This window comes from Nonomuraea monospora, from assembly GCF_039531895.1.
GTDB lineage: Bacteria > Actinomycetota > Actinomycetes > Streptosporangiales > Streptosporangiaceae > Nonomuraea > Nonomuraea monospora.
Genome location: NZ_BAAAQX010000033.1, coordinates 39,481 through 62,408, shown reverse-complemented (window position 1 = coordinate 62,408; position 22,928 = coordinate 39,481). Strand labels below are relative to the sequence as shown.

25 protein-coding genes are annotated in these 22,928 nt (G+C 72.0%); 21 read left to right on the top strand and 4 right to left on the bottom strand.

Features of this window, described 5'->3' with window-relative positions; genetic code table 11:
* The first annotated feature begins 42 nt into the window (after positions 1-42).
* The 13 genes from ABD331_RS44350 (at position 43) to ABD331_RS44290 (ending at position 13,108) form a co-directional block, all read left to right on the top strand.
* Positions 43-1,023: a substrate-binding domain-containing protein gene (locus ABD331_RS44350; protein ID WP_344489195.1), complete on the top strand. Its 981-nt coding sequence runs from the start codon at positions 43-45 to the stop codon at positions 1,021-1,023.
* A 35-nt stretch (positions 1,024-1,058) separates the two neighbouring features.
* A complete protein-coding gene (locus ABD331_RS44345) occupies positions 1,059-1,910 on the top strand; it encodes an amidohydrolase family protein (RefSeq protein ID WP_344489191.1) in 852 nt (283 codons plus the stop codon).
* A 17-nt stretch (positions 1,911-1,927) separates the two neighbouring features.
* The gene (locus ABD331_RS44340) at positions 1,928-2,728 is read left to right on the top strand and encodes a GntR family transcriptional regulator (RefSeq protein WP_344489188.1); all 801 of its coding nucleotides are present in this window, start codon (positions 1,928-1,930) and stop codon (positions 2,726-2,728) included.
* Between the two features lie 54 nt (positions 2,729-2,782).
* The gene (locus tag ABD331_RS44335) at positions 2,783-4,384 is read left to right on the top strand and encodes a carboxylesterase/lipase family protein (protein WP_344489186.1); all 1,602 of its coding nucleotides are present in this window, start codon (positions 2,783-2,785) and stop codon (positions 4,382-4,384) included.
* 11 nt (positions 4,385-4,395) lie between these two features.
* On the top strand, positions 4,396-5,490 hold the full coding sequence (locus tag ABD331_RS44330) for an ABC transporter substrate-binding protein (RefSeq protein WP_344489184.1): 1,095 nt from the start codon (positions 4,396-4,398) through the stop codon (positions 5,488-5,490).
* Between the two features lie 31 nt (positions 5,491-5,521).
* Positions 5,522-6,388, top strand: a complete 867-nt coding sequence (locus ABD331_RS44325; RefSeq protein ID WP_344489182.1) for an ABC transporter permease — start codon at positions 5,522-5,524, stop codon at positions 6,386-6,388.
* A 41-nt stretch (positions 6,389-6,429) separates the two neighbouring features.
* Positions 6,430-8,328: a hypothetical protein gene (locus ABD331_RS44320; protein ID WP_344489180.1), complete on the top strand. Its 1,899-nt coding sequence runs from the start codon at positions 6,430-6,432 to the stop codon at positions 8,326-8,328.
* A gap of 80 nt (positions 8,329-8,408) precedes the next feature.
* Positions 8,409-8,993: a TetR/AcrR family transcriptional regulator gene (locus ABD331_RS44315; protein ID WP_344489177.1), complete on the top strand. Its 585-nt coding sequence runs from the start codon at positions 8,409-8,411 to the stop codon at positions 8,991-8,993.
* A 13-nt stretch (positions 8,994-9,006) separates the two neighbouring features.
* Positions 9,007-10,197 (top strand): cytochrome P450, encoded by a 1,191-nt coding sequence (locus tag ABD331_RS44310; protein WP_344489174.1) that lies wholly within the window; start codon positions 9,007-9,009, stop codon positions 10,195-10,197.
* A gap of 13 nt (positions 10,198-10,210) precedes the next feature.
* Complete coding sequence (locus ABD331_RS44305; protein ID WP_344489171.1) at positions 10,211-11,035, top strand: SDR family oxidoreductase; 825 nt, start codon at positions 10,211-10,213, stop codon at positions 11,033-11,035.
* Positions 11,032-12,372, top strand: a complete 1,341-nt coding sequence (locus ABD331_RS44300) for a cytochrome P450 (protein WP_344489168.1) — start codon at positions 11,032-11,034, stop codon at positions 12,370-12,372. Before ABD331_RS44305 ends, ABD331_RS44300 begins: the two co-directional genes overlap by 4 nt.
* Positions 12,369-12,560 carry a ferredoxin gene (locus tag ABD331_RS44295; RefSeq protein ID WP_344489165.1) on the top strand — a complete coding sequence of 64 codons (192 nt, stop codon included), beginning with the start codon at positions 12,369-12,371 and terminating at the stop codon, positions 12,558-12,560. The genes ABD331_RS44300 and ABD331_RS44295 overlap by 4 nt, the downstream gene beginning before the upstream one ends.
* Positions 12,560-13,108 carry a Cif family virulence factor gene (locus ABD331_RS44290; protein WP_344489162.1) on the top strand — a complete coding sequence of 183 codons (549 nt, stop codon included), beginning with the start codon at positions 12,560-12,562 and terminating at the stop codon, positions 13,106-13,108. The genes ABD331_RS44295 and ABD331_RS44290 overlap by 1 nt, the downstream gene beginning before the upstream one ends.
* A 3-nt stretch (positions 13,109-13,111) precedes the next feature.
* On the opposite strand, the gene hemC is transcribed toward ABD331_RS44290, so the two are convergent.
* The 3 genes from hemC to ABD331_RS44275 form a co-directional block, all read right to left on the bottom strand.
* Positions 13,112-14,047 (bottom strand): hydroxymethylbilane synthase, encoded by a 936-nt coding sequence (hemC, locus tag ABD331_RS44285; protein WP_344489159.1) that lies wholly within the window; start codon positions 14,045-14,047, stop codon positions 13,112-13,114.
* 39 nt (positions 14,048-14,086) lie between these two features.
* Positions 14,087-14,431, bottom strand: coding sequence for a VOC family protein (locus ABD331_RS44280; protein WP_344489156.1), 345 nt, complete (start codon positions 14,429-14,431; stop codon positions 14,087-14,089).
* Between the two features lie 66 nt (positions 14,432-14,497).
* Entirely contained in the window at positions 14,498-15,163 is a 666-nt protein-coding gene (locus ABD331_RS44275) for a hypothetical protein (RefSeq protein WP_344489153.1), read from the bottom strand.
* A 56-nt stretch (positions 15,164-15,219) separates the two neighbouring features.
* Here ABD331_RS44275 and ABD331_RS44270 point away from each other — a divergent pair, with 56 nt between their 5' ends.
* The 7 genes from ABD331_RS44270 to ABD331_RS44240 are packed head-to-tail and all read left to right on the top strand — an operon-like array spanning position 15,220 to position 19,871.
* Entirely contained in the window at positions 15,220-16,707 is a 1,488-nt protein-coding gene (locus ABD331_RS44270; protein ID WP_344489150.1) for an aldehyde dehydrogenase, read from the top strand.
* Positions 16,708-16,766: 59 nt separating this feature from the next.
* Positions 16,767-17,504 (top strand): SDR family oxidoreductase, encoded by a 738-nt coding sequence (locus ABD331_RS44265; RefSeq protein WP_344489147.1) that lies wholly within the window; start codon positions 16,767-16,769, stop codon positions 17,502-17,504.
* Entirely contained in the window at positions 17,501-18,331 is an 831-nt protein-coding gene (locus ABD331_RS44260; RefSeq protein WP_344489144.1) for an NAD(P)-dependent oxidoreductase, read from the top strand. The genes ABD331_RS44265 and ABD331_RS44260 overlap by 4 nt, the downstream gene beginning before the upstream one ends.
* The gene (locus tag ABD331_RS44255; protein ID WP_344489142.1) at positions 18,328-18,717 is read left to right on the top strand and encodes a carboxymuconolactone decarboxylase family protein; all 390 of its coding nucleotides are present in this window, start codon (positions 18,328-18,330) and stop codon (positions 18,715-18,717) included. The genes ABD331_RS44260 and ABD331_RS44255 overlap by 4 nt, the downstream gene beginning before the upstream one ends.
* Before the next feature lie 53 nt (positions 18,718-18,770).
* Complete coding sequence (locus tag ABD331_RS44250; protein WP_344489140.1) at positions 18,771-19,088, top strand: PadR family transcriptional regulator; 318 nt, start codon at positions 18,771-18,773, stop codon at positions 19,086-19,088.
* A 2-nt stretch (positions 19,089-19,090) separates the two neighbouring features.
* Positions 19,091-19,558: a hypothetical protein gene (locus ABD331_RS44245; RefSeq protein WP_344489137.1), complete on the top strand. Its 468-nt coding sequence runs from the start codon at positions 19,091-19,093 to the stop codon at positions 19,556-19,558.
* A 19-nt stretch (positions 19,559-19,577) separates the two neighbouring features.
* Positions 19,578-19,871: a DUF1905 domain-containing protein gene (locus ABD331_RS44240; protein ID WP_344489134.1), complete on the top strand. Its 294-nt coding sequence runs from the start codon at positions 19,578-19,580 to the stop codon at positions 19,869-19,871.
* A gap of 144 nt (positions 19,872-20,015) precedes the next feature.
* Here the strand turns inward: ABD331_RS44240 and ABD331_RS44235 are convergent, their stop codons facing one another.
* Positions 20,016-20,735 carry a TetR/AcrR family transcriptional regulator gene (locus ABD331_RS44235; protein ID WP_344489131.1) on the bottom strand — a complete coding sequence of 240 codons (720 nt, stop codon included), beginning with the start codon at positions 20,733-20,735 and terminating at the stop codon, positions 20,016-20,018.
* Between the two features lie 449 nt (positions 20,736-21,184).
* Here ABD331_RS44235 and ABD331_RS44230 point away from each other — a divergent pair, with 449 nt between their 5' ends.
* Entirely contained in the window at positions 21,185-22,924 is a 1,740-nt protein-coding gene (locus tag ABD331_RS44230; RefSeq protein WP_344489128.1) for an ABC transporter family substrate-binding protein, read from the top strand.
* The last annotated feature ends 4 nt before the right edge of the window (positions 22,925-22,928 follow it).

The following is a 22,928-nucleotide window of genomic DNA, read 5'->3' as shown; positions in this document are numbered from 1 at the left end:
GTCCCCCACCACACATCTCACGCTCGGATCGGAAGGCAGGCAATGGACAAGCTCTCGGTGGCCCTCGGCGAGTACCCGCACGGACGGGCGCTGCTGGACGGCGACGTCGAGGTGGACGGGTACCGCGTCGAGCCGGTGGAGGTCAGGCCGATCATCGCCGCCTACCGGCGGATGATCAGGGACCTGGAGTTCGACGTGTGCGAGCTGGCGCCGGTGTCCTATCTGATGGCCCGCCAGGCGGGCGTGCCGCTCACCGCGATCCCGGTGTTCCTGAACCGGCGCTTCCACCACGAGGACGTCCGGTGCGGCGCGCGCTCCGGCATCCGGGTGCCGCGCGACCTGGAGGGACGGCGGATCGGGGTGCGGGCGTACTCGGTGAGCACCGGCGTGTGGGTGCGCGGCGTGCTGTCCGAGGAGTACGGCGTGGCGCACCAGAAGATCACCTGGGTGGTGGACGACGACGACCACGTCGAGGGCCGCGTCCCCGCCAACGTCGAACGCGTCACCGACGGGCGGTCCCTGGGCGAGCTGCTGCGCGCCGGGGAGCTGGACGCCGCGCTCACCGGCAACGCCGGGACCGGCCGGGCGGGCCCGCCCCGCGCGAACTGGACGGCCGCCGGGCTCACCACCGAGGAGGCCGGCGACGACTATCCGCTGTTCGCCGACGCCGAGGTGCTGACCACCGACTGGTACCTGCGCACCGGCATCTATCCCCTGCACTCGGTGATCGCGATCCGCTCCGAGCTGGTCGAACGCGACCCCGGCCTGCCCACCGCGCTGTACGCGGCGCTGGCCGGGAGCAAGCGGCGGCACCTGGCCGCCGACCCCGGCTGGTCGGCGGTGCCCCGGCTGGCCCGCCAGGCGCGGCAGCTCGGCGGCGACCCCATCCCCTACGGGATCGGGGTCAACGAGCCGAGCCTGCGCGCGATGGTGCGCTTCGCACGCGATCAGGGGCTGCTGGACGAGGGCTTCCCGGCGGACGTGCGCGAGCTGTTCGCGGAAGGCGACTACCAGGACGCCTGACGCGTCCCGTACGGAAGGAAGACGAGAACGTGCACATGATCGACACGCACTGCCATGTCATCTCCGATGACCTGGCCGGATATCCGCGCGCGCCGCTCGGCGGCAAGCAGTCGGAGTGGGCGGAGTCCAGGCCGGTCACCGCCGGCGGGATGGCCGCCGCCATGGACGAGGCGGGCATCGCGCAGGCCGTGCTGGTGCAGGCCACCACCGCGTACGGCTACGACAACTCCTACGTCGTGGACAGCGCCGCGCGGCGGCCCGGCCGCTTCGTCGCGGTGGGCACCTTCGACCCGCTGCGGCCGGACGCCGCCGCCGCCCTGGAGGCCGCGACCGCCGGGGGCGGCCTGGCGGGGGTGCGGCTGTTCACCAGCGGCAGCACGGTGCCCGTCCAGGGTGAGTGGTTCGCGGCGCCGGAGACGTACGCGTTCTGGGAGAAGGCGGGCGACCTGGACGTCACCGTCTGCTTGCAGATGCGCCTCGGGCCCGCCACCAAGCAGCTTGAGGAGGTGCTGGAGCGCTTCCCCGGCGTGCGGGTGCTGCTCGACCACATCGGCTACCCCGACATCGCCGCCTCGCCCGCCGGCGCGGGCGCCGAGGTGGCCAGGCTCGCCCGGCACGGCAACCTCCACCTCAAGCTCACCCACCGCAACCTGGAGCGGCTCCAGGACGCCGGCGCCGAGGCGGCGGGCTTCCTCGACCCGGTGATCGAGTCGTTCGGCGCCGGGCGGATCGCCTGGGGCTCGAACTGCCCGGCCGCCGAGCAGTCGCTGCCCGAGCTGGTGCGCCTGGCCGAGGAGGTGCTCGCCGGCCTGCCTGAGGACGCCCGCGCGGAGATCTTCGCGGGCACGGCGCGCCGGTTGTATCCGAGTCTCGGGTACACGGGCTGACTTCCATGGTCGACGCCGTGGAACCGGACAGGAACTCGCAGACCCGGCAGAGCCAGGCGTACGAGGGGCTGCGCTCGCTGCTGCTGTCGGGCGGCATGCCGCCCGGCACGCGGCTCACCGAGGTCGAGCTGACCAGCAGGTTCAACGTCTCGCGCAGCACCATGCGGGCCGTGCTGGTCCGGCTCACCCAGGAGGGTTACGTCACCAGCGAGGTCAACCGGGGCGTGCGGACGCGCAGCTTCTCCGCCGCCGAGGCGGCCGACATCCTGGAGGCGCGTGAGGTGCTGGAGTCGGCGCTGGCCGGCAAGGCCGCCGAGCGGGCCACCGAGGAGGAGATCGGCGAGCTGCGCGGCACGCTGGCGGCGATGGAGGGCTGCAAGAGGCTCGGTGACCAGGCGGGGTACTCGCAGGCCAACCGCAGGTTCCACCAGCAGGTGAAGGAGGCCGCGCATCAGGAGATCCTGGCGCGGGCGTACGACACGCTGCTGTATCCGCTGGTCATGCGGCAGTACCGCAACCTGTCCGCGCAGCACCCGCGCAGCGGGTCGCTGGAGGAGCACCAGGCGATCCTCCTGGCCATCGTCACCCGCAACCCGGACGCGGCGGTGGCCGCGATGCGCCATCACGTGGCCTCGGCCCGGCGGGCGCTGCTGCTCCAGACGATCGCCGACAACGCCGCCGCGGCCACCGCATCCGGCCAGGCCGGCGCGCTCGACCGCGCCGCACCGTCCGGCCAGGACACGCCACCCGGGCAGGACGCCGGGCTCGCCGAGCCGCCCGCCCCGGTCGCCCCTGCCGTCACGCACGCGGCCGACTGACAGCCCCGTGCGGCGAGCCGTTTCGCCGCACGGCCAGGAAAGGACCCCCCAATCATGCGCCACCCAGTGGAAACCGAATCCGGGCTGGTGGAGGGCGTGCCGGGGCGGGACCACGAGGTCACCGTCTTCCGTGGCGTGCCCTACGCCGCTCCCGCGGTCGGCGAGGCGCGGTGGAGACCGCCGCGCCCGGCGCCGCCCTGGCCCGGGGTGCGCAGGGCCGACGCGTTCGGCCCGATGTGCCCGCAAGCCCCGAACGCCGACGTCGGCGCCGGCCTGCCGATGGACGAGGACTGCCTGTACCTCAACGTCTGGACGGCCGCCGCCGACGCCGGGGAGCGGCGTCCCGTGCTGGTCTGGATCCACGGCGGCGGCTTCCGCGTGGGCTCCGGCGCGGAGCCCCGCTACGACGGCGAGCACCTGGCCCGCAAGGGCCTGGTGGTGGTCACCTTCAACTACCGGCTGGGCGCGCTCGGCTTCCTGGCCACCCCCGAGCTGAGCGAGGAGTCCGGGCAGCGGGCCTCGGGCAACTACGGGCTGCTCGACTGCGTGGCGGTGCTGCGCTGGGTGCGGCGCAACATCGCCGGCTTCGGCGGCGACCCGGGGCGGGTGACGATCGCCGGTCAGTCGGCCGGCGCCGGGGCGGTGAACTTCCTGGCCATGTCGCCGCTGGCGGAGGGGCTGTTCCACCGGGCGGTCGCGCAGAGCCACGCCCGGCACAGCCGCGACACCGAGCTGCGTTACCTGGCGACGTCGTACCGGACGCTGCCCGATGCCGAGCGCTCCGGCACCCGGTACGCCGAGGAGCGCGGCGGCACGTCAACAGCCCTGCTGCGGTCGCTGCCCTGGCAGCGGCTGGTGGACGGCGACGCCGCGGTGGACGACGCGGTGGAGACCGGCGGCCCGGCCAAGCCTCCGCTGTTCAGGCCGGTGGTGGACGGCTGGGTGATCCCGGCGGGCTACGCGGACACCTACGCCAAGGGCGCGCAGAACGTGGTCGGCTACCTGGCGGGCAACAACCTCGACGAGAGCGGCGCGGTGCCGGAGAGCACGTTCGCCACCTACCGCGCCGCCGGGGCGGGCACGTGGCGTCCTGGCATGCCGCCGGTGCACGTCACGCTGGACGGTTTCACCGCCGCGGCGCGGCGCAGGTTCGGCGCCCTGGCGGAGGAGTTCCTGCGGCTCTACCCGGCGAGCACCGACGACGAGGCGGCCAGGGCGCACTGCGCGGCGGTGCGCGACAACGCCCGCGTCTCCACGTACCTGTGGGCCGCGGACTGGAGCGAGCACGCCGGCCTGCCCGTTCACACCTACCACTGGACCCACGCCTCGCCGGTGCGGGGCCAGGACCCGCGGCGCGCCTCGCACGGCTCGGAGATCGAGTTCGTGTTCGGCAACCTTCGCGAAGACGGTGCGGCAGGGGGCGGCGCCGGATGGACCGGTGAGGATCACCGGATCGCCGAGGTCATGTCCGCGTACTGGGCCAACTTCGCCGCCACGGGCGACCCCAACGGGCCGGGGCTGCCGCACTGGCCGGCGTACGCGCCGGGCTCGGCCGTGGTGATGGAGCTCGGCGACGCCTTCGGGCCGATCCCCGTGGCGGATCCCGCCCGCCTCAAGTTCTGGAAGCGCTTCTTCAGTCAGGAAGAAGCATGGTGACAGGAGATGACATGGGACACCACCTCACGGACGGCGCTCTCGTCGGCAGCCGCGCATCGGTGACCCGTAGGCGCTGGCGGGCCGTCGCGCTCGCCGGCGTCCTGGCCCTCGGCGCCTCGCTGACGGCCGCGTGCGGCGACTCCGGGTCCGGCGGCCAGAGCGGCAGCGGCCCGGTCGCGATCAGCGTCGGCAGCGGCGAGGGCATCTTCGACCTGCCGCTGCGGGTGGCGCAGGCCAAGGGGTACTTCGACAAGCAGGGGCTCAAGGTCACGTTCGTCTCGACGAACGCCTCGACCGGCCCCGCCGCGCTCGAGTCGGGCTCGGTGCACTTCCTCAACTCCAGCCCCACCGGCTTCCTGTCCGCGCTGGCCAAGGGGGTGCCGCAGGTCGCCGTCGCCGCCGACGGCCTGGGCAACCCGCTGGGCATCGTGGTCAGCAAGAAGTTCGCCGACGCCCACGAGCTGACCGCCGCCACCCCGGTGGAGGAGGCGGCCAAGGCGCTGGACGGCTCCATCGGCGGCGCCAGCTCGGCCAACACCAAGGCGCAGGCGAGCAACTTCCTCAAGGCGCGCGGCGTCGACCCGGCCAAGGTCAAGTGGGTGTCGCTGCCCAGCCCGGCCGCGAACAAGGCGGCGCTCAACAGCGGCCAGATCGACTGGTTCATCACCGGCCAGCCGACGCCGCTGTCCATCGAGCAGGCCGGTGAGGGCCTGGTGGTGGCCGACTCCAAGCGGGTGCCCGAATGGTCGGGCGAGCAGGCCGGCTACGGCGAGCTGATCGTGGCGCGCAAGGACTACCTGGACAAGAACCCGGAGGTCGCCAAGAAGTTCGTGGCCGCGGTCCAGGAGGCCACCGCGTACATGGGCGCCCACCTCGACGACGACGAGCTGCTGAACCTGGCCTCCAAGGAGATGAAGGGCATTCCCGTCCCGGTGCTGGAGGCCAGCCTCCAGCAGGCCGGCTGGCCGGCGAGCGCCGCGATGGACGACGCGACGTGGAAGAAGACCCTGGACTTCGTCAACGGGCTCGGGGTGCTGCCCAAGGTGATGACCGTCACCCCGAACGACTGGACCAACACGTACGTGCCGTCCGGCGGCGGCGCATGACCCTGCCGCCGCGGACGGAAAGGAGTTTGACATGGTGGCTGCCACCGACAGTCCGGTGAGGAAGAAGACCGAGGTCGTGGTCGCGGCCAGGAAGCGGAGCGACCGGTGGCAGGGCCAGGGCACCCTGGTGGCGCTGCGGGTCGTGGTGATCGCGGTCGTGCTGGGCCTGTGGCAGGTGCTGAGCGGCCCCGTCCTGCCCGAGTACGCCGTCAGCAGGCCCACCGAGGTGGCGGCGTCGCTGGTGGAGCTGCTCGGCTCGGCGTCCGGGTGGAGCGACATCAGGGCGACGGTGATCGAGGTGGTGGCCGGGTTCTCCATGGGCGTCGTGCTCGGCGCCGTGCTGGGGCTGGTGCTGGGCTCGTTCCCGCTGGCGGGCCGGGTGCTCGAACCGCTGATCGCGGCCTTCAACGGCATCCCCAAGATCGCGCTCGCGCCGCTGTTCCTGCTGTTCTTCGGGATCGGCGCCTGGTCGAAGATCACCATCGCGATGATCGGGCCGGCGTTCGTCATGTTCTACAACATCTACCTGGGTCTGCGGCTGCGGGAGCGGGAGCTGGTGGAGATCGTCCAGGTGATGGGCGGGCGCCGGCTGCACCTGCTCGTCTACGTCACGATCCCCACGCTGGCGGCGCCGTTCTTCGCCGCCCTGAAGACCGGCGGCCCGCTCGCCATCCTCGGCGTCATCGGCGCCGAGTTCATCGCCTCCACCGAGGGGCTCGGCCACGGGCTGTTCACCGCCGCCCAGAACCTGGACGCGGCCAGCGAGTTCGCCGGCCTGATCGTCCTGATCGCGATGACGCTCATCCTGAACGGGCTGCTGAGCTGGCTCGACAGCCTCGCGCTCAAGCGCCTCGGGCTCACCCCGCGCAGCCGCCCGTCGGCGGCGGAGCACTCCTGACGCGCCTGACCCACCCCCCGAAGAAAGGACCTGGTACGACGATGGACAACGGAATGAAGCGCCGGTCGTTCCTGGCCGCCGGCGCGGCGGCCGTCGGCACCGCCCTGCTCCCGCAGCCCTTCGCGGTGGCCGCCGCCGGGAGCGGCAAGAAGGGCGTGATGTTGATCAACCGGATCGGCCCCTCCACGTCCGACCTGTACATCTCCAACGCCGACGGCACGAACGAGCGCAAGCTGCTCGCCACCCCCGGCTTCGACTACCACGCCAGTGTGTCGGCCGACGGCCGCACGGTCGTCTTCACCTCGGAGCGGACCGGCGACGGCAACTCCTGCCTCTACCGCGCCCGCATCGACGGGACGAACATCCAGCCGCTGCTCACCGGCCCGGCGATGGACGACAGCGCCGTCCTGTCGCCCGACGGCGGCAAGCTGGCGTTCGTCTCCACGCGCGGCGACCGCAAGGCGCACATCTGGGTGTACGACCTGCGCGCCGGCAAGCTGAAGTGCCTGACCAGCAGCGCGGCGGTGGCCGGCGACCCCGCGCTCCCCGACGGCCACTTCCGGCCCGCCTGGTCGCCCGACGGCCAGTGGATCGCCTTCTCCAGCGACCGCAACACGCCGTGGCGCGGCCACAACGACGGCAAGGGCTGGGAGCACACGCAGGAGCTGAGCGTCTACGTCATCCGCCCCGACGGCAGCGGCTTCCGCCAGGTGGCCGCCAAGGAGGGGTACTGCCTCGGCTCGCCGAAGTGGTCGCCCGACGGCCGCCGGATCGTCTTCTACGAGATCACCACGGAGGGCACCTGGGGCGCCCACCGGCCCGAGTACATCGGCAAGGTGGAATCCCAGATCGTCTCCGTCGACTTCGTGACCGGCGACCGGGTCGAGCACACCTCGGGCCCCGGCCTGAAGGTCTCGCCGCAGTACGTCAACGCCACCGAGATCGGCTACCTGGTGAAGGGCGGCGCCGACGAGGGCCTGGCGTACGTGTCGGGCACGCTGCCGGTCGTCAAGCGGCCGTGGCTGCGCTCGCCGGTCTGGACGCCGGACGGCCAGTCGGTGATCTACCAGAAGGTCGGCTTCACCGTGCGCCCGCTCGACAAGCCGGTCTACAGCTGGGACTCCGACTGGGAGTACCGCTTCTGCGACGTGTTCCCCGTCCTGTCACGGCAGGGCCGGCTGGCGATCACCGACAAGCAGCTCGGCCACTCCTCGATCGTCACCATGCGCCCTGACGGCTCCGACCAGCGGCTCGTCTTCGACAGCTTCGGCAAGGGCCTCGACCCGGTCATGGTGGCCAAGGGCCTGGCCGGGGCGTTCCGTCCCGCGTGGTCGCCGGACGGCGCGTGGATCGCGTTCGGCCTGGGCGGCTGGTTCCAGGAGCGCGCCAACCACACCGCCGTGATCGCGCGGGTGCGCAGCGACGGCTCGGCGTGGGAGACGCTCACGGACGGCACCACCAACGCCGGCTTCCCCAGCTACTCGGCCGACGGCAACGAGATCGTCTACCGCGTGTGGGGCGAGCAGGCCAAGGGCCTGCGCATCCTCAACCTGACGACCGGCGCGACCCGCGTCCTGACCACCGAGTACGACAACCTGCCCGACTGGTCGCCCGACGGCAGGCTCATCCTGTTCACCCGCAAGACCAGCGCGACCAACTTCGACGTATGCACCATCCGCCCCGACGGAACGGGGCTGCGCGTCCTGACCACCAGCGGCTCCAACGACGGCCACGCCGTCTGGAACCCCGACGGCCGCATCCTCTACAACAGCGGCGAGTACGGCTTCCGCCAGGAGGCCGCCCTGTACGACAACACCTTCCAGCCGTACGGCCAGATCTTCATCATGAACGCGGACGGCTCCGGCAAGCGGATGCTGACCGACAGCCAGTGGGAGGACTCCATGCCTCTCTACCTGCCCAACAGCGTCCTGTCGCAGTGACCTGAGCGGGGCCGCCTCCACCCGGGTCCGGTGGAGGCGGCCCTTGCGCCGCGCACCCACCTGAACTAGCGTCTGGACACATGTCCGGCGAATTGATGGAGTCGACCCGCCGCCGGCTGTCCGACCGGCAGGCCGACACCGTGCGCCGGCTCACCGACGCGGCGGTCGAGGAGGTCGCGGCGACCGGGTTCGACGGGTTCACCGTGCGCAATGTGGCCCGCCGCGCGGGGGTCGCGCCCGCCACCGCGTACACGTACTTCACCTCCAAGAACCACCTCATCGCCGAGGTGTTCTGGCGGCGGCTGCGCGCACTGCCGCCCATCCCGCCGACGCCGGCGGAGCCGCGCGAGCGGGTGATCGCCGTGCTGCGCGAGATCGCGCTGCTGGTCGCGGGCGAGCCCGAGCTGGCCGCCGCCTGCACCAGCGCGCTGCTCGGCACCGACCCGGACGTGCGGGAGCTGCGGCTGCGCATCGGCCGCACCATCCACCGCCGGCTGCTGGCCGCGCTCGACCCCGGCGCGGAACGCCCCACGCCGGAGCAGAGCCGCGTGCTGAACGCGCTGGAGTTCGCGTACGCGGGGGCGCTCGTGCACGCGGGCATGAACTACAGCTCCTACGCCGAAATGGCCGACCGGCTCGCCGAGGTGGCCGAGCTGCTGTTCTGAGGTGGTGATCGCCGTGCAGGACAGTCCGTCCTACGACCCGTACGACTACGCGATCCACGAGGACCCGTACCCCGCCTACCGGCGGCTGCGCGACGCCGCGCCGCTCTACCGCGACGACGGCCTCGACTTCTGGGCGATCTCCCGGCACGCCGACGTGTCGGCCGCCTTCCGCGACCACGAGCGGTACTCCAGCGCCAACGGCGTCTCCCTCGACCCGAGCGCGTGGGGCCCGGCCGCGCACCGCACCATGTCGTTCCTGGCCATGGACCCGCCGTCGCACACCAGGATGCGCACCCTGGTCTCCAAGGGCTTCACGCCGCGCCGGGTGCGCGAGCTGGAGTCCGACATCCTGCGGCTGACCAGGCGGCACCTGGATCCGGCCGTGGCCGCCGGCGGGTTCGACGTGGTCGCCGACTTCGCGGGCAAGCTGCCGATGGACGTGGTGTCCGAGCTGATGGGCGTGCCGGAGGCCGACCGCGACGAGGTGCGGCGGCTCGCCGACCTGGTCGTGCACCGCGAGGAGGGACTCAACGACGTGCCGCCAGCCGGCATGGAGGCGGCGCTGGTGCTGGCCGGCTACTACCAGGATCTGGTAGCCGAGCGCCGCCGCAGGCCGCGTCCCGACCTGACCTCCGCGCTGCTCGCCGCCGAGGAGGGCCGCGACCGCATGACCGACGAGGAGGTCGTCGCCTTCCTGTTCCTCATGGTCGTGGCAGGCAACGAGACCACCACCAAGCTGCTGGCCAACGCCCTGTACTGGGGCTGGCGCAACCCTGAGCAGCTCGCCAGGCCGCTCGCCGACCCCGCCCTGGTGCCCGCCTGGGTGGAGGAGACGCTGCGGTACGACACCTCCAGCCAGCTCATCGCCCGCACCGTCACGCAGGACACCGAGTTGCACGGCACGCTCGTCCCCGCCGGCGCGCGGATGCTGCTCCTGATCGGGTCGGCCAACCGCGACGAGCGGGTGTTCGCCGACCCCGACGTCTACGACCTCGGCCGCGACACCTCGCCGCTGATCAGCTTCGGCGGCGGCCGGCACTTCTGCCTGGGGGCCAACCTCGCCCGCCTGGAGGCGAGGCTGGCCCTGACCGAGTTCGTCCGCCGGGTCCGCGCCTACGACGTGGACGCGGACAAGGCCGTCCGTGTGCACTCCGTCAACGTCCGAGGCTTCGCCGCGTTACCCATGACCGTCACCCCCCGATAGGAGGCCCGCCTCCATGGCCCGATTCGCCCCCCACCCCGAACGCCGCCCCGCGCTGGTCAGCGGGGCCTCGTCCGGGATCGGCGCGGCCACCGCCGCCCTGCTCGCCGACGCCGGCCATCCCGTCGCACTCGGCGCGCGCCGCGTGGACCGCTGCGAGCAGATCGCCGCCGCCGTCCGCGAGCGCGGCGGGCAGGCGGTCGCCCTGCCCCTGGACGTCTCCGACTCCGACTCCGTCAAGTCGTTCGTGGCGGCGGCCACCGACGCGCACGGCGACCCGGAGATCGTCGTCTCCGGTGCGGGCGACCTGGCCGCCGCCCGCGTTCACGAGCTCGACCCGGAGGCGTTCGCCGCCCAGCTCCAGGTGCACCTGGTCGGCGCGCACCGGCTGATCTCGCAGGTGGTGCCCGGCATGGTGGCCAGGGCGCGCGGCGACGTCGTGCTCGTCTCCTCCGACGTGGTGCCCTCGCCCCGGCCCCGCATGGGCGCCTACGTCGCGGCCAAGCACGGCCTGGAAGGCATGGCCCGCGCCATGCGGATGGAGCTGGAGGGCAGCGGCGTGCGCGTCTCGCTGGTCAGGCCGGGGCCGACGATGACGGGGATGGGCATGACCTGGGACGCGGAGACGACCACGGTCGTGCTGGAGGAGTGGGTGCAGTGGGGGCTCGCCCGGCACCCGCACTTCCTCCAGGCCGAGCAGGTCGCCGCCGTGATCGTGACGGTCGCGACCGCGCCGCGCGGCGTGCACCTCACCTTGGTCGAGGTCCAGCCGGAACGAGCGGTGGAGGTCGCTCCGGAACCCGCGGCCGAGACCCGGTCGGAGCAGGCGGTCGAGTCATGACCAGGGAGCCCGCGCTCGTCTCCGGCGGCCCCGACCACCTCGACGAGCTGCGCACCGACCCGATCGGGCTGATGCGGCGCGTCCGCGAGGAGTGCGGCGACGTGGGACGCTTCCTGCTGGCCGGCCGCCCGGTCGTCCTCCTGTCGGGCGCCGAGGCGAACGAGTTCTTCTTCCGCGCCCCCGACGAGGAGCTCGACCAGGCGGAGGCGTACCCGTTCATGACGCCCATCTTCGGGACGGGCGTGGTCTTCGACGCCACCCCCGAGCAGCGCCGCGAGGCCCTGCACAACCAGGCGCTGAAGGGCTCGTTCCTCAAGGGCCACGCCGCCACGATCGCCGCCGAGGTGGACCGGATGGTCGCCGGGTGGGGCGAGGACGGCGAGCTCGACCTGCTCGACTGGTTCGCCGAGCTGACCATCTACACCTCCTCCGCCTGCCTGATCGGCAAGCGCTTCCGCGACCAGCTCGACCGCCGCTTCGCCGAGCTGTACCACGACCTGGAGCGAGGGACCGACGCGATCGCCTACGTCGACCCGTACGCCGACATCGACAGTTTCCGCCGCCGCGACGCCGCCCGCGTCCAGCTCGTGGCGCTCGTCGAGGGCATCATGGCCGGGCGGGCCGCCGCGCCGCGCCCGCCGCGCGAGGAGCGGGACCTGCTCGACGTGCTCATGTCGATCCGCGACGACGACGGCACGCCGCGCTTCTGCGCCGACCAGATCACCGGCATGTTCATCTCGATGATGTTCGCCGGGCACCACACCAGCTCGGGCACGGCCGCCTGGACCCTGATCGAGCTGCTGCGCCACCCCCCGGTGCTGGCCGGGGTCGTGGCGGAGCTGGACGAGCTGTACGCCGACGGCTCCGAGGTCAGCTTCCAGGCGCTGCGCGAGATCCCGCTGCTGGAGTCGGCGATCAAGGAGGCGCTGCGGCTGCACCCGCCGCTGATCCTGCTGCTGCGGGTGGCCAAGAAGGAGCACGAGGTGCTCGGTCACCGCGTCCCGGCCGGAACGCTGGTCGGCTGCAGCCTGGCGGTCTCCAACCGCATCCCGCAGGACTTCCCGCAGCCCGACGCCTTCGACCCGTCCCGCTACGCCGAACCGCGCGAGGAGGACGTGCTCAACCGGTGGACCTGGGTGCCGTTCGGCGCGGGCAGGCACCGCTGCGTGGGCGCCAACTTCGCGATGATCCAGCTCAAGGCCATCTTCTCGGTGCTGCTGCGCGACTGGGAGTTCGACCTCGCCCAGCCGCCCGGCACCTACCGCAACGACCACACCAAGATGGTCGTCCAGCTCGCCCGCCCGTGCCGCGTCCGCTACCGCAGGCGCCGGCCGTGAAGCTGGAAGCCGATCTGGACCTGTGCCAGGGACACGCCATGTGCGAGCTGGAGGCGCCGGACGTCTTCGAGGTGCCGCGCAACGGCAAGGTGCGCGTCCTCGACGAGGAGCCCGACGAGTCGCTGCGCGCCCAGGTGGAGGCCGCCGTCCGATACTGCCCGACCCGGGCGCTCAAGCTAGGAGGCTGATGGTGTACCCGCGTGACGAGCTGGACGAGATGGTACGGCGCTGGCTGGAGGCCAACCGGCGGTGCGAGGAGCAGGGCGACTGGCGCCCGCTCGCCGACCTCTACACCGAGGACGCCACCTACGGCTGGAACATCGGCCCCGGGCAGGACTTCATGGCGGTCGGCCGGGACGAGATCCGCGACCTCGCCCTCGGCTCCGAGATGGGCGGGCTGGACGGCTGGTCCTACCCGTACCAGAGCATCCTCGTGGACGAGCGCCAGGGGGAGGTGGTCGGGTTCTGGAAGCAGATCGCCGACGCCCGCCGGCCGGACGGCAGCGCGTACGAGGTGCCGGGGATCGGGGGGAGCTGGTTCCGGTACGGCGGCGACTTCCGGTGGCGGTGGCAGCGCGACTGGTTCGACCTGGGGAACGTCACGGCGGTGTTCGTCGAGATGCTGAAGGCGGGCGTGCTGTCGGACGGGATGCGCCGCCGGCTCGACCGGGCGGCTTCCGGGGCGGCGGTGCCGGGGTACTACGCGAGGACGGAGACCCCGGTGCCGCTGTGGTGACCTCTAGTGCGGGATGGCGTCGATGAGCTGGCGGGCGCCCTGGCGCAGGAGCGCGACCGCCACGGACGTGCCCAGCGTGGCCGGGTCGAGCGGGCCCGCCCATTCGTGGGCGTCCAGGACCGTCTTGCCGTCCGGGCTGAAGACCCGGCCGCGCAGCGACAGGCGTCCGCCGCGTTCGGCGCGGCCGTAGCCGGCGATGGGGCTGTTGCAGTGGCCTTGCAGGACGTGCAGCAGCATCCGTTCGGCCGTGACCTCGCGCCAGGTGTCGGCGTCGCCCAGGTCGGCGACCGCCTCGATGGTCTCGGAGTCGTCCTCCCTGCACTGCAGGGCGAGCACGCCCGCGCCGATCGGCGGGCACATCGTCTCCAGGGGCAGCGCCTCGGTGATCCGGTCGCGCATGCCGATCCGCTCCAGGCCCGACACGGCCAGCAGGAGCGCGTCGGCCTCGCCCGCGTCGAGTTTCTCCAGCCGCCGGTTGGCGTTGCCGCGCATGGGCACGCAGCGCAGATGCGGGTGGGAGGTGGACAGTTGCGCGACCCGGCGGACGGATGAGGTGCCGATGCGGGTGCCCGGCGGGAGCTCGTCGAGGGTGAGGCCGCCCGGGTGCACGAGGGCGTCGCGCAGGTCGTCGCGCTTGAGGAAGGCCGCCCAGGTGGTGCCGGCGGGCAGGGGGCGGTCGGCGGGGACGTCCTTGACGCAGTGGACGGCGAGGTCGGCGCGGCCCGCGAGCAGGAGGGCGTCCACCTCCTTGGTGAACGCGCCCTTGCCGCCGAGCTCCGACAGCGCGCCCTGCCACCGGTCGCCGGAGGTCGTGACCGGGACGACCTCGGTGCGGACGCCGGGGTGCAGCGCGGTGAGCTCCTGCCGGACCCGCTCCACCTGGGCGAGCGCCATGGGTGAGGAGCGGGTGGCGATGCGGATCAGCTCAGAGACGGCCATCCGCCGATGGTAGCGCCACCTCCGCCGGATCCGGGTCAACTATGAGGGCGGCGCCGCGGCGAGTGACAGGCTGTTGCCGTCCGGGTCGAGGATCTCGACGTGGCGTACGCCGTTGCCGTACGTCTCGACGGGTTCGTGGGCGATGCCGTGGGCGGCGAGCCGGGCGAGGATGTCGTCGAGGTCGGTCACCCCGAACGTGATCATGGTGCCGCCGACTCGCGCGGCCCGCACGGGCCTGTCGTCGAGGACGAGCCAGGCGTTCTCCCCCACCTGCCACAGCAGCTCCTCGCCGATGATCTCGTCGGCCTCCCGTCCGAAGAACGCCTCGTACCACTTCCGCGAGATCGCCAGGTCACGTACGCACACCACGCTGTGCAGGTCCATCGAGACCGCTCCCTTCTCCGCCGTTGCAGTCAAGAAGACCATTCGCGCGGCCGGAACTCATCGGTCTCAGGGGACGTGCGGGGTGCCGTCGCGCATCGGCGGGAAGCGGAAGCGGGCCGCGGTGGTGGCGCGGGTCATGGCGGTGATCGGGTCCTCGCCGACCGGCTCGGTGCGGTCGTCGATGACGACCTCCCAGCGGCAGTGCGGCACCCTGTCGCCGGGGACGCGGGGCGGCCGGTGCACCGGGCGGATGCGCGCCCTGGGGTTGACGGCCTGGGCGGTCCAGTCGAAGGTGCCGTCCTCGATGTGGTGGCACATGCCGCGCACGGCCCGCTCGCCGAACGGCTCGACGTCGAGCAGCGCGCCGCAGGTGCGGAGCTGGAAGAAGCCGTGCGTCTCGTCGATCAGCTCGTACTCGACGTCCATGTAGTGCTGGGCGAAGCCGGGGTCGAGCTGGAGGCACTTGAAGATGGCCGAGACGCCGTCGCCCTCGATCCTCATGATCTCGCGGATCCGCTGGGTGTAGACGGGGCTGGCGCCGCGCCACTCCTGGACGGCGATCTCCTCCACGGCCTCCTGGCCGTACTTCATCCCGACCGCGATGAGCGAGGAGCGGTCGAGCAGGTGCACGATGAGCGCGTACTCCCTGACCAGGCGCACGAGGGCGTCCTTCGACAGGTCCTCGAAGCGGAAGCCGGGGTCGAACGCGCCGGAGTAGTCGTCACGGGACACGGGCCCCTCCTTCGATTCCCCCTTGCACGGTCATTCGTGAACTGTAGTCTGGACACGTGTCCATAACAAGCGGACGCTTGCTCGACGACTGGGCGGACCGGGGCTCTCCCCTCCTGATCGGCGGCAGGCTCGTCACGGGCGATCGGCGCTTCGAGACGATCGACCCGGCCACGGAAGAGGTCATCGGCCTGGCCGCCGACGCCACCGGCGACCAGCTCGGCGAGGCGATCGACGCCGCCCGCCGCGCGTTCGACGAGTCCGGCTGGGCCACCGACCTCGGCCTGCGCGTCCGCTGCCTGCGCCAGCTCCGGCAGGCGCTCGAACGGCACGCCGACGAGCTGCGCGCGCTCACCATCAGGGAGGCGGGCGCGCCGCGCTTCCTGACGTACGGGGCGCAGCTCGACCAGCCCGTGGCCGACCTGGGCTGGGTCGCCGACCTCGCCGAGAACTACGCCTGGACGCGCGACCTGGGCCGGGCCGCGCCGATGGGGATCGCCAGCGACCGGCGCGTGCTGCGCGAGCCGGTGGGCGTCGTCGCCGCGATCACCCCGTGGAACTTCCCGCACCAGATCAACCTGGCCAAGCTCGGCCCCGCGCTGGCCGCCGGCAACACGGTGGTGCTCAAGGCCGCCCCCGACACCCCCTGGTGCGCGGCGGTGCTCGGCCGGCTGGCCGCCGAGGAGACCGACCTGCCGCCGGGCGTACTCAACGTCGTCACCGGCCGCGACCACGCGCTCGGCGCCCGGCTGGCCGCCGACCCGCGCGTGGACCTGGTCTCCTTCACCGGCTCCACCGCGACGGGCCGCGCGGTGATGCGCGGCGCCGCAGAGACGCTCAAGAAGGTGTTCCTGGAGCTGGGCGGCAAGTCGGCGTGCGTGCTGCTGGACGACGCCGACCTCGCCAAGGCGTGCGCGTACGCCGCCTTCGCCGCGATCTCCCACGCCGGGCAGGGCTGCGCGCTCACCACCCGGCTGCTGGTCCCCCGCGCCCGGCACGACGAGGCGGTGGAGATCACCGCGCGGACGATGGCGCGGCTCGGCGCCGGCGACCCGTCCGACGACCGCACCGTCTGCGGCCCGCTCATCTCCGCGCGCCAGCGCGAGCGCGTCGAGGGTTACCTGAAGCTGGCGGTCGCGGAGGGCGGCTCGTTCGCCACCGGCGGGCGGCGGCCCGACAGGGACCGGGGCTTCTGGATCGAGCCGACGCTGATCACGGGCCTGACCAACCGGTCCAGGGCGGCGCGGGAGGAGATCTTCGGGCCTGTGCTGGTGGTGCTGCCGCACGACGGCGACGACGACGCCGTGCGGATCGCCAACGACTCGCCGTACGGGCTGTCGGGCGCCGTGCACGCGGGCGACCCGGAGCGGGCGCGCGCGGTGGCGCGGCGGCTGCGCACCGGCACGGTCAGCGTCAACGGCGGCGTCTGGTACGGCCCCGACGTGCCGTTCGGCGGTTACAAGCAGTCGGGGGTCGGGCGCGAGATGGGGGTCGCGGGCTTCGAGGAGTACCTGGAGACCAAGTCGATCGCGGAGGGAGCGGGATGACCGCGCAGGAACCCGGGGCCGGTGGCGGTGGCGGTGGTGGTAGCGGTGGCGGTGGCGGGATGAGGCGGTTCGCCGGGAAGGTGGCGATCGTCACGGGCGCCGCTCAGGGCATCGGCGAGGCGTACGCGCGGGCGCTGGCCGCCGAAGGCGCCGGCGTGGTCGTCGCGGACGTGGACGAGCAGGGCGCGAAGGTCGCCGACGACCTCGGCGGCCTGTTCGTCAGGACCGACGTGTCCGACCCCGCCTCCGTCGAGGCGATGGCGGCGGCGGCCGTGACGGCGTTCGGCGGCATCGACTACCTGGTCAACAACGCCGCCATCTTCGGCACCATGAAGCTGGACTTCCTGTTCACCGTGGACTGGGACTACTACCGCAGGTTCATGGCCGTGAACATGGACGGCGCGCTGCTGTGCGCCCGCGCCTGCCACGCCCGGATGGCCGAGCGCGGCGGCGGCGCGATCGTCAACCAGTCCTCCACCGCCGCCTGGCAGTACTCCGGCTTCTACGGCCTGGCCAAGGCGGGCGTGAACAGCCTCACCCAGCAGCTCGCGCACGAGCTCGGCTCGCTCGGCATCCGGGTCAACGCGATCGCGCCCGGCCCCATCGACACCGCCGCCCACCGCGCGGTGGTGCCCGGCGGGATGTCGGCCAGGATCGTGCGGGACAAGCTCGCGCTCAAGCGCCTCGGCACGCCGGACGACCTCGTCGGGATGTGCCTGTTCCTGCTGTCGGACGAGGCGGCGTGGATCACCGGGCAGATCTTCAACGTGGACGGGGGCGAGGTGTTCCGGGCATGAGGTACGGCTTCGTCGGGCTCGGCCAGATCGGCGGCCCCATGGCGGGACGCCTGGCCGGCCCCGACCTGATCGTCTACGACGTCCGGGCCGAGGCGATGGCGCCGCTGGCCGAGCGGGGCGCGGTGGCCGCCGGGAGCCTGGCGGACGTGGCCCAGGCCGCGATCATCTCGCTCATGGTCCGCGACGACGCCCAGGTGAACGAGGTCGCCGCCGCGCTGATCCCCGCCGCGCGGCCCGGCACGATCATCGCCGTGCACTCCACGATCCGCGCGCAGACGGCGGTCAAGCTGGCGGAGGAGGCGCAGCCGTACGGGATCGAGGTGGTGGACGCGCCGGTCAGCGGCGGGTTCATGGGCGCGGCGGCGGGCACGCTCGCGGTCATGGTCGGCGCGAGCGAGGCGGCGTTCGCGCGGGTCGAGGCGGCTTTCGGCGCGTGGGCGGGGCTCGTCCTGCACATGGGCCCCGTCGGCGCGGGCACCCGCGCCAAGCTGGCCCGCAACCTGCTGCACTTCGCCTCCTTCGCGGCGGTCGCCGAGGCGCAGCGCCTGGCGGAGGCGGCGGGGATCCCGCTCGGCGCGCTCGGCCGGATCGTCCGCCACTCCGACGCCGTCACCGGCGGGCCTGGCGCCCTGATGATCCGCGACACCACCTCGCCGCTGCCTCCGGGCGACCCGCTGCGGGAGATCATGGCGCACGTGTTCGCGCTGGGCGACAAGGACCTGTCGTTCGCCCTCGAACTGGCCGGCGAGCTGGGCGTGGACACCCCGCTCGCCCGGCACGCCCACCGGCGGCTGGCCGCCGACCTCGGCCTGGAGGAGCCCTCATGACGGACGAGCGGCGGCAGCGGGGGCTGGAGATGATGGCCCAGGTCTACGGGTGGGAGGTGCGTGACGGGCCCGGCGACTTCTTCGGCATCACGGTGGATCACCTGTTCGCCGACATCTGGTCGCGGCCTGGGCTGTCCATGCGTGACCGGCGGCTGCTCCTGGTCGGCGTCCTGGCCGCCAAGGGGCTGAACGACGTGCTGGACATCCAGATCCCGGCGGCGCTGGGCAACGACGAGCTGACCGCCGGGGAGCTGCGGGAGATCGCGATCTTCCTGACGCACTACATCGGCTGGCCGCTGGGGGCCAAGCTCAGCGTGCAGATCGACACGCTGATCGCCGCGCACGAGAAGAGACAGGCCGGGCAGGGCCCCGCCGCACCGCGATGACGCGTGTGCGCGGGGCGACAGCACCGGGCAAGCGCACGCCATAGCATGTGATCATGCAGCCTCTGCCGGTGATCACCCCCGCCACCGTGGACGTGATCGAGGCCCTGACGGCCGACCTGAGCCCGCGCTGGGCGCTGGAGATCGTCAAGGCCACGGGCCGCTCCCCCGGCACCGTCTACCTGGTGCTCGACCGGCTGGAGCGCGGCGGATGGGTGATCTCCACCTGGGAGGCGGACGCCGCCAGGCAGGGCCCGCGCCGGCGGCTCTACCGGCTCAAGGGCGAGGCGCTGCCCGCCGCGCGCCGCGCCGTCGCCAGGCGCGCCGCCGCGCACCAGCCGATCGGCCAGCCGCTGCCCCATCCGGGAGTCTGACGGTGAACCCGCTGGTCAGGGGCGTCATCGTCACCGCCGCCGCACTCCTGCCCGGCAAGGCGCGGCGCGAGCGTCACCTGGAGCAGTGGCTCGCCGACGGCGAGGGGGCGGCGGAGGCGGGCCTGAGCTCGTCGCGCGTGGCGCTGGGCGCGCTCAGGGCCGCCCTCGTGATGAACCTGACCCGCCGCTCGGCGGTGCCGCTCGGCCTGGCCGCCGTCCTGGTCATCGGCGGGGTCCGGCTGGCGGTGACCACGTCCGAGCAGGCGCTGGGCACCGCGATCGCCATGGCGGGCGTCGCCCTGCCCCTCCTCCTGCTGATCATCCGCAGGTTCGCCGAACGCGACTGGGAGGACACCCTGGCCGCCGGGCAGGCGGGCCCGCCTCCCGACCGGAAGCGGCCTCTCCCCTTGGTCCTGGGCGCCCTGCCGGTGATTCTGGCCGCTTTGCTGCTTCTCATCCTGTTCAGATGACCTGCCCTATTCTGTGTCGATGAACATCGAGTTCAGCGGTGAGCTGTGGTTCTGGAGAGGCCCCGCGCCCTGGCACTTCATCACGGTGCCGGACGAGGAGTGCCAGGACGTGGAGGCGATCGCCGCCTCGGTGAGCTACGGCTGGGGCATGATCCCGGTGACGGCCCAGATCCGGGAGACCCGGTGGCAGACGTCGATGTTCCCGAAGGACGGGCGTTACCTGGTGCCGGTGAAGGCGGGGGTGCGCAAGGCGGAGGGGCTCGACGTGGGTGACATCGTCACCGTCCGCCTGACTGTCGGGCCGTGCGGATGAGCCTTTCGCGGGGCAAGCTCGATACGCCGTCCGGGTGACCAAGAAAGGGTCGCTCAATTACGGAGCGACACCACCGGAATTGCTTAAATCCGGTCGGCCCCGAAAGGATCAGAGAACGCGCGAAATCGTTAATTGGGCCCGCGTTCATTGTGCGGGGGTCTGGCTGCGCCGGATGAGGTCGAGGACGGCGTCCCTGGCCTCGCGGAAGACGGCGACGATCTCGCCGGCCGCCGCGGCGACGGCCGCGTCGCCGGGAGGGGTGGCCGGTTCGACGAGCAGGTGCACGGTATCGGCCAGAACGGCTTCCGGGTCCTCGACGCCCTGCGGCGCGGACGCCGGGTCCTGGATGGCGGTCATGAACCCGTCGAGCACGGCGTGCACGGCGTAGACCTGGGTGGCGAGCGGCCGGTCGGCGCGGATGAGGCCGTGCCTGCGCATGATGGGGATGACCGTGTTGCCCAGGGCGGTGGGTTTGGTGCGGGCGTACAGCTCGCGGTCGGCGGGCTCCTGTTCGAGCAGCCGGAGCAGCTCGGGGTCGCCGCGCTGGACGCGGTGGGCGAGCGGGAGCCTGACCATGGTGCGCACCAGTGCGGGGGCCAGGTGGCGGGGCAGCACGACGGCGGGATCGGCGGTGACGCGGGTGATGAGCTCCTCCATGCCGGTCAGCATGTCGCGGGCGAACAGCCCGCGGATGAGGTCCTCCTTGCTCGGCCAGTAGAGGTAGACGGTGCCCTTGCCGACGCCGGCCGCGCGGCTGATCTCGGACACGGTGACCTTGCCCGCGCCGTGGTCGAGCACCAGCTCGCGCGCGCTGTCGAGGATGCGCGCGGCCTTGCGTGAGTGGTGTTCGACCAACTGGGTCACCGGTGTCGTCCTCTTCCTGGGTCGGCCGCGTCGCGTCACCGGCCATTATCGTGCTCGCGGTCCGCCCCGATGACGGGGGCGCGCGGCGGAGGAAGGGACGAGCCGGCTCACGGCGCCGAAGCGTGAGAGGGCGCCGGAGGCTGGCGGGCACGGAAAAGCCGCCTTACCAAGGACACGATAAAGCGCACCCTTTCCACAAAAAAGCATGCTTACGCAGGGGTTTCAGCCTGCGACGGCTTTTGCGCAAACCCTGGCACAGAGGGCCCCCTCCTGTCTACAGTGTGGACAGCGAAATGTGGATTTCCCTGACATCTGATTACAGATCGGGCAGACGTCGATCTCAAGTTCGCAACAGTATGGGGACGGCTATTTGTCCGAAACGTTGGCCGATGATCCTGTTGCGCATTAACCAGCAGCGCTGACCCTAGTTCGGACAAAGGAGAGCTGTCGTGACCCATAGGCGGAGACTTGGGAGATTCCTCACGGCGGTGACAGCAGGCGCGCTTCTGCTGTCCGCTTGCGGCCAGAGCGGCGACGAGGCGAGCAAGCCGACGGCGTCCAGCACGGGTGGCGCCGCCTCGGGGCAGACCATCACCTACGCCGGTGAGCAGGAGTTCAACTCCTACAACAGCATCGCCGTGAACAACCTGGTCAACAGCACCGCCATGCAGCGGGTGCTGCTCGGCTTCTGGTACTACGGCGAGAAGGGCGCGGTGACGCCCGACAAGGACTTCGGCTCGTACACGAAGACGTCCGACTCGCCGCTGACCGTCGACTACGAGTTCGCCGCCAACGGCGTGTGGTCCGACGGCAACCCGATCGACTGTGACGACGCCCTGCTGTACTGGGCGGCCAAGTCCGGCAAGATCAAGGGCTTCCAGGTGGACGGCACCACCGGTGTCGAGCTCGTCAAGGCCCCCGCGTGCAAGGCCGGCGACAAGAAGTTCACCTTCGAGTACTCCGAGCCGTTCGCCGACTGGGAGAGCAACGGCCCCGGCGCCGCCGACGTGCTGCCGGCCCACGTGGCCTACAAGGCCGCGGGCATGAGCGAGGCGGACTTCATCGCCGCGGTGCAGGCGGCGGACGTCAAGAAGCTCGAAGCGGTGATCAAGTTCTACAACGAGGGCTGGGTCATCGAGGGCGGCATCAAGGACATGTCGCTCTTCCCGGCGTCCGGCCCCTACAAGATCTCCGCCATGGAGCCCGGCCAGTCGCTGACCCTCAGCGCCAACGACAAGTGGTGGGGCGCCAAGCCGGCCACCCCGACGATCGTCATGCGGGTCATCTCCCAGGAGGAGCAGGCCCAGGCGCTGCAGAACCGCGAGGTCAACCTGATCGAGCCGCAGCCGAACCCCGACCTGCTCGCCCAGTTGGAGGGCATGCAGGGCGTGACCGTGAAGACGGGTGACGCCTACACCTACGAGCACCTGGACTTCAACTTCGACTCCAGCGCGTTCAAGGACAAGACGCTGCGCGAGGCGTTCGCCAAGTGCGTGCCCCGGCAGCTCATCGTGGACAACCTGATCAAGCCGCTCGCGCCGCAGGCGCAGGTGCTGCAGGTGCGCAACACGCTACCGTTCGAGCCGGACTACGCCACCGTCTCCGCCGGCAGCGGCTCGGAGACCTACGCCCAGCCCGACGTCGAGGGCGCCAAGGCGCTGCTGGAGAAGGCCGGCAAGGTCGGCATGGAAGTGAAGATCGGCCACAACCTGCCCAACCCGCGCCGTACGCAGGAGGTGCAGCTCATCGCCGACTCCTGCAACAAGGCGGGCTTCAAGATCACCGACGCCGGTGACGAGAAGTTCTTCGAGGCCGGCGGCCCCCTCGCCACCAACACCTACGACGTGGCGCTGTTCGCCTGGACCGGCTCGGCCGAGGTGAGCGGCTGGAGCTCGACGTACACCACGGTCAAGGAGTGCAGCGAGGCCGGCAAGGAGAACAACAACGGCTGCTACTCCAACAAGGAGGTCGACGACCTCATCAAGAAGCTGAACGCCGAGGTCGACAAGACCAAGCACCCCGCCATGATCGCCTCGATCGAGAAGGTGCTCTGGCAGGACCTGGCCACGATCCCGCTGTTCGCCCACCCGAACATGCTGGCCTGGGACGAGAAGATGCAGAACATCGTGCCCAACCCGGCCCAGTCGTCGGTGACCTGGAACATGGACAAGTGGGCGCTGGCCCAGTAGCCGT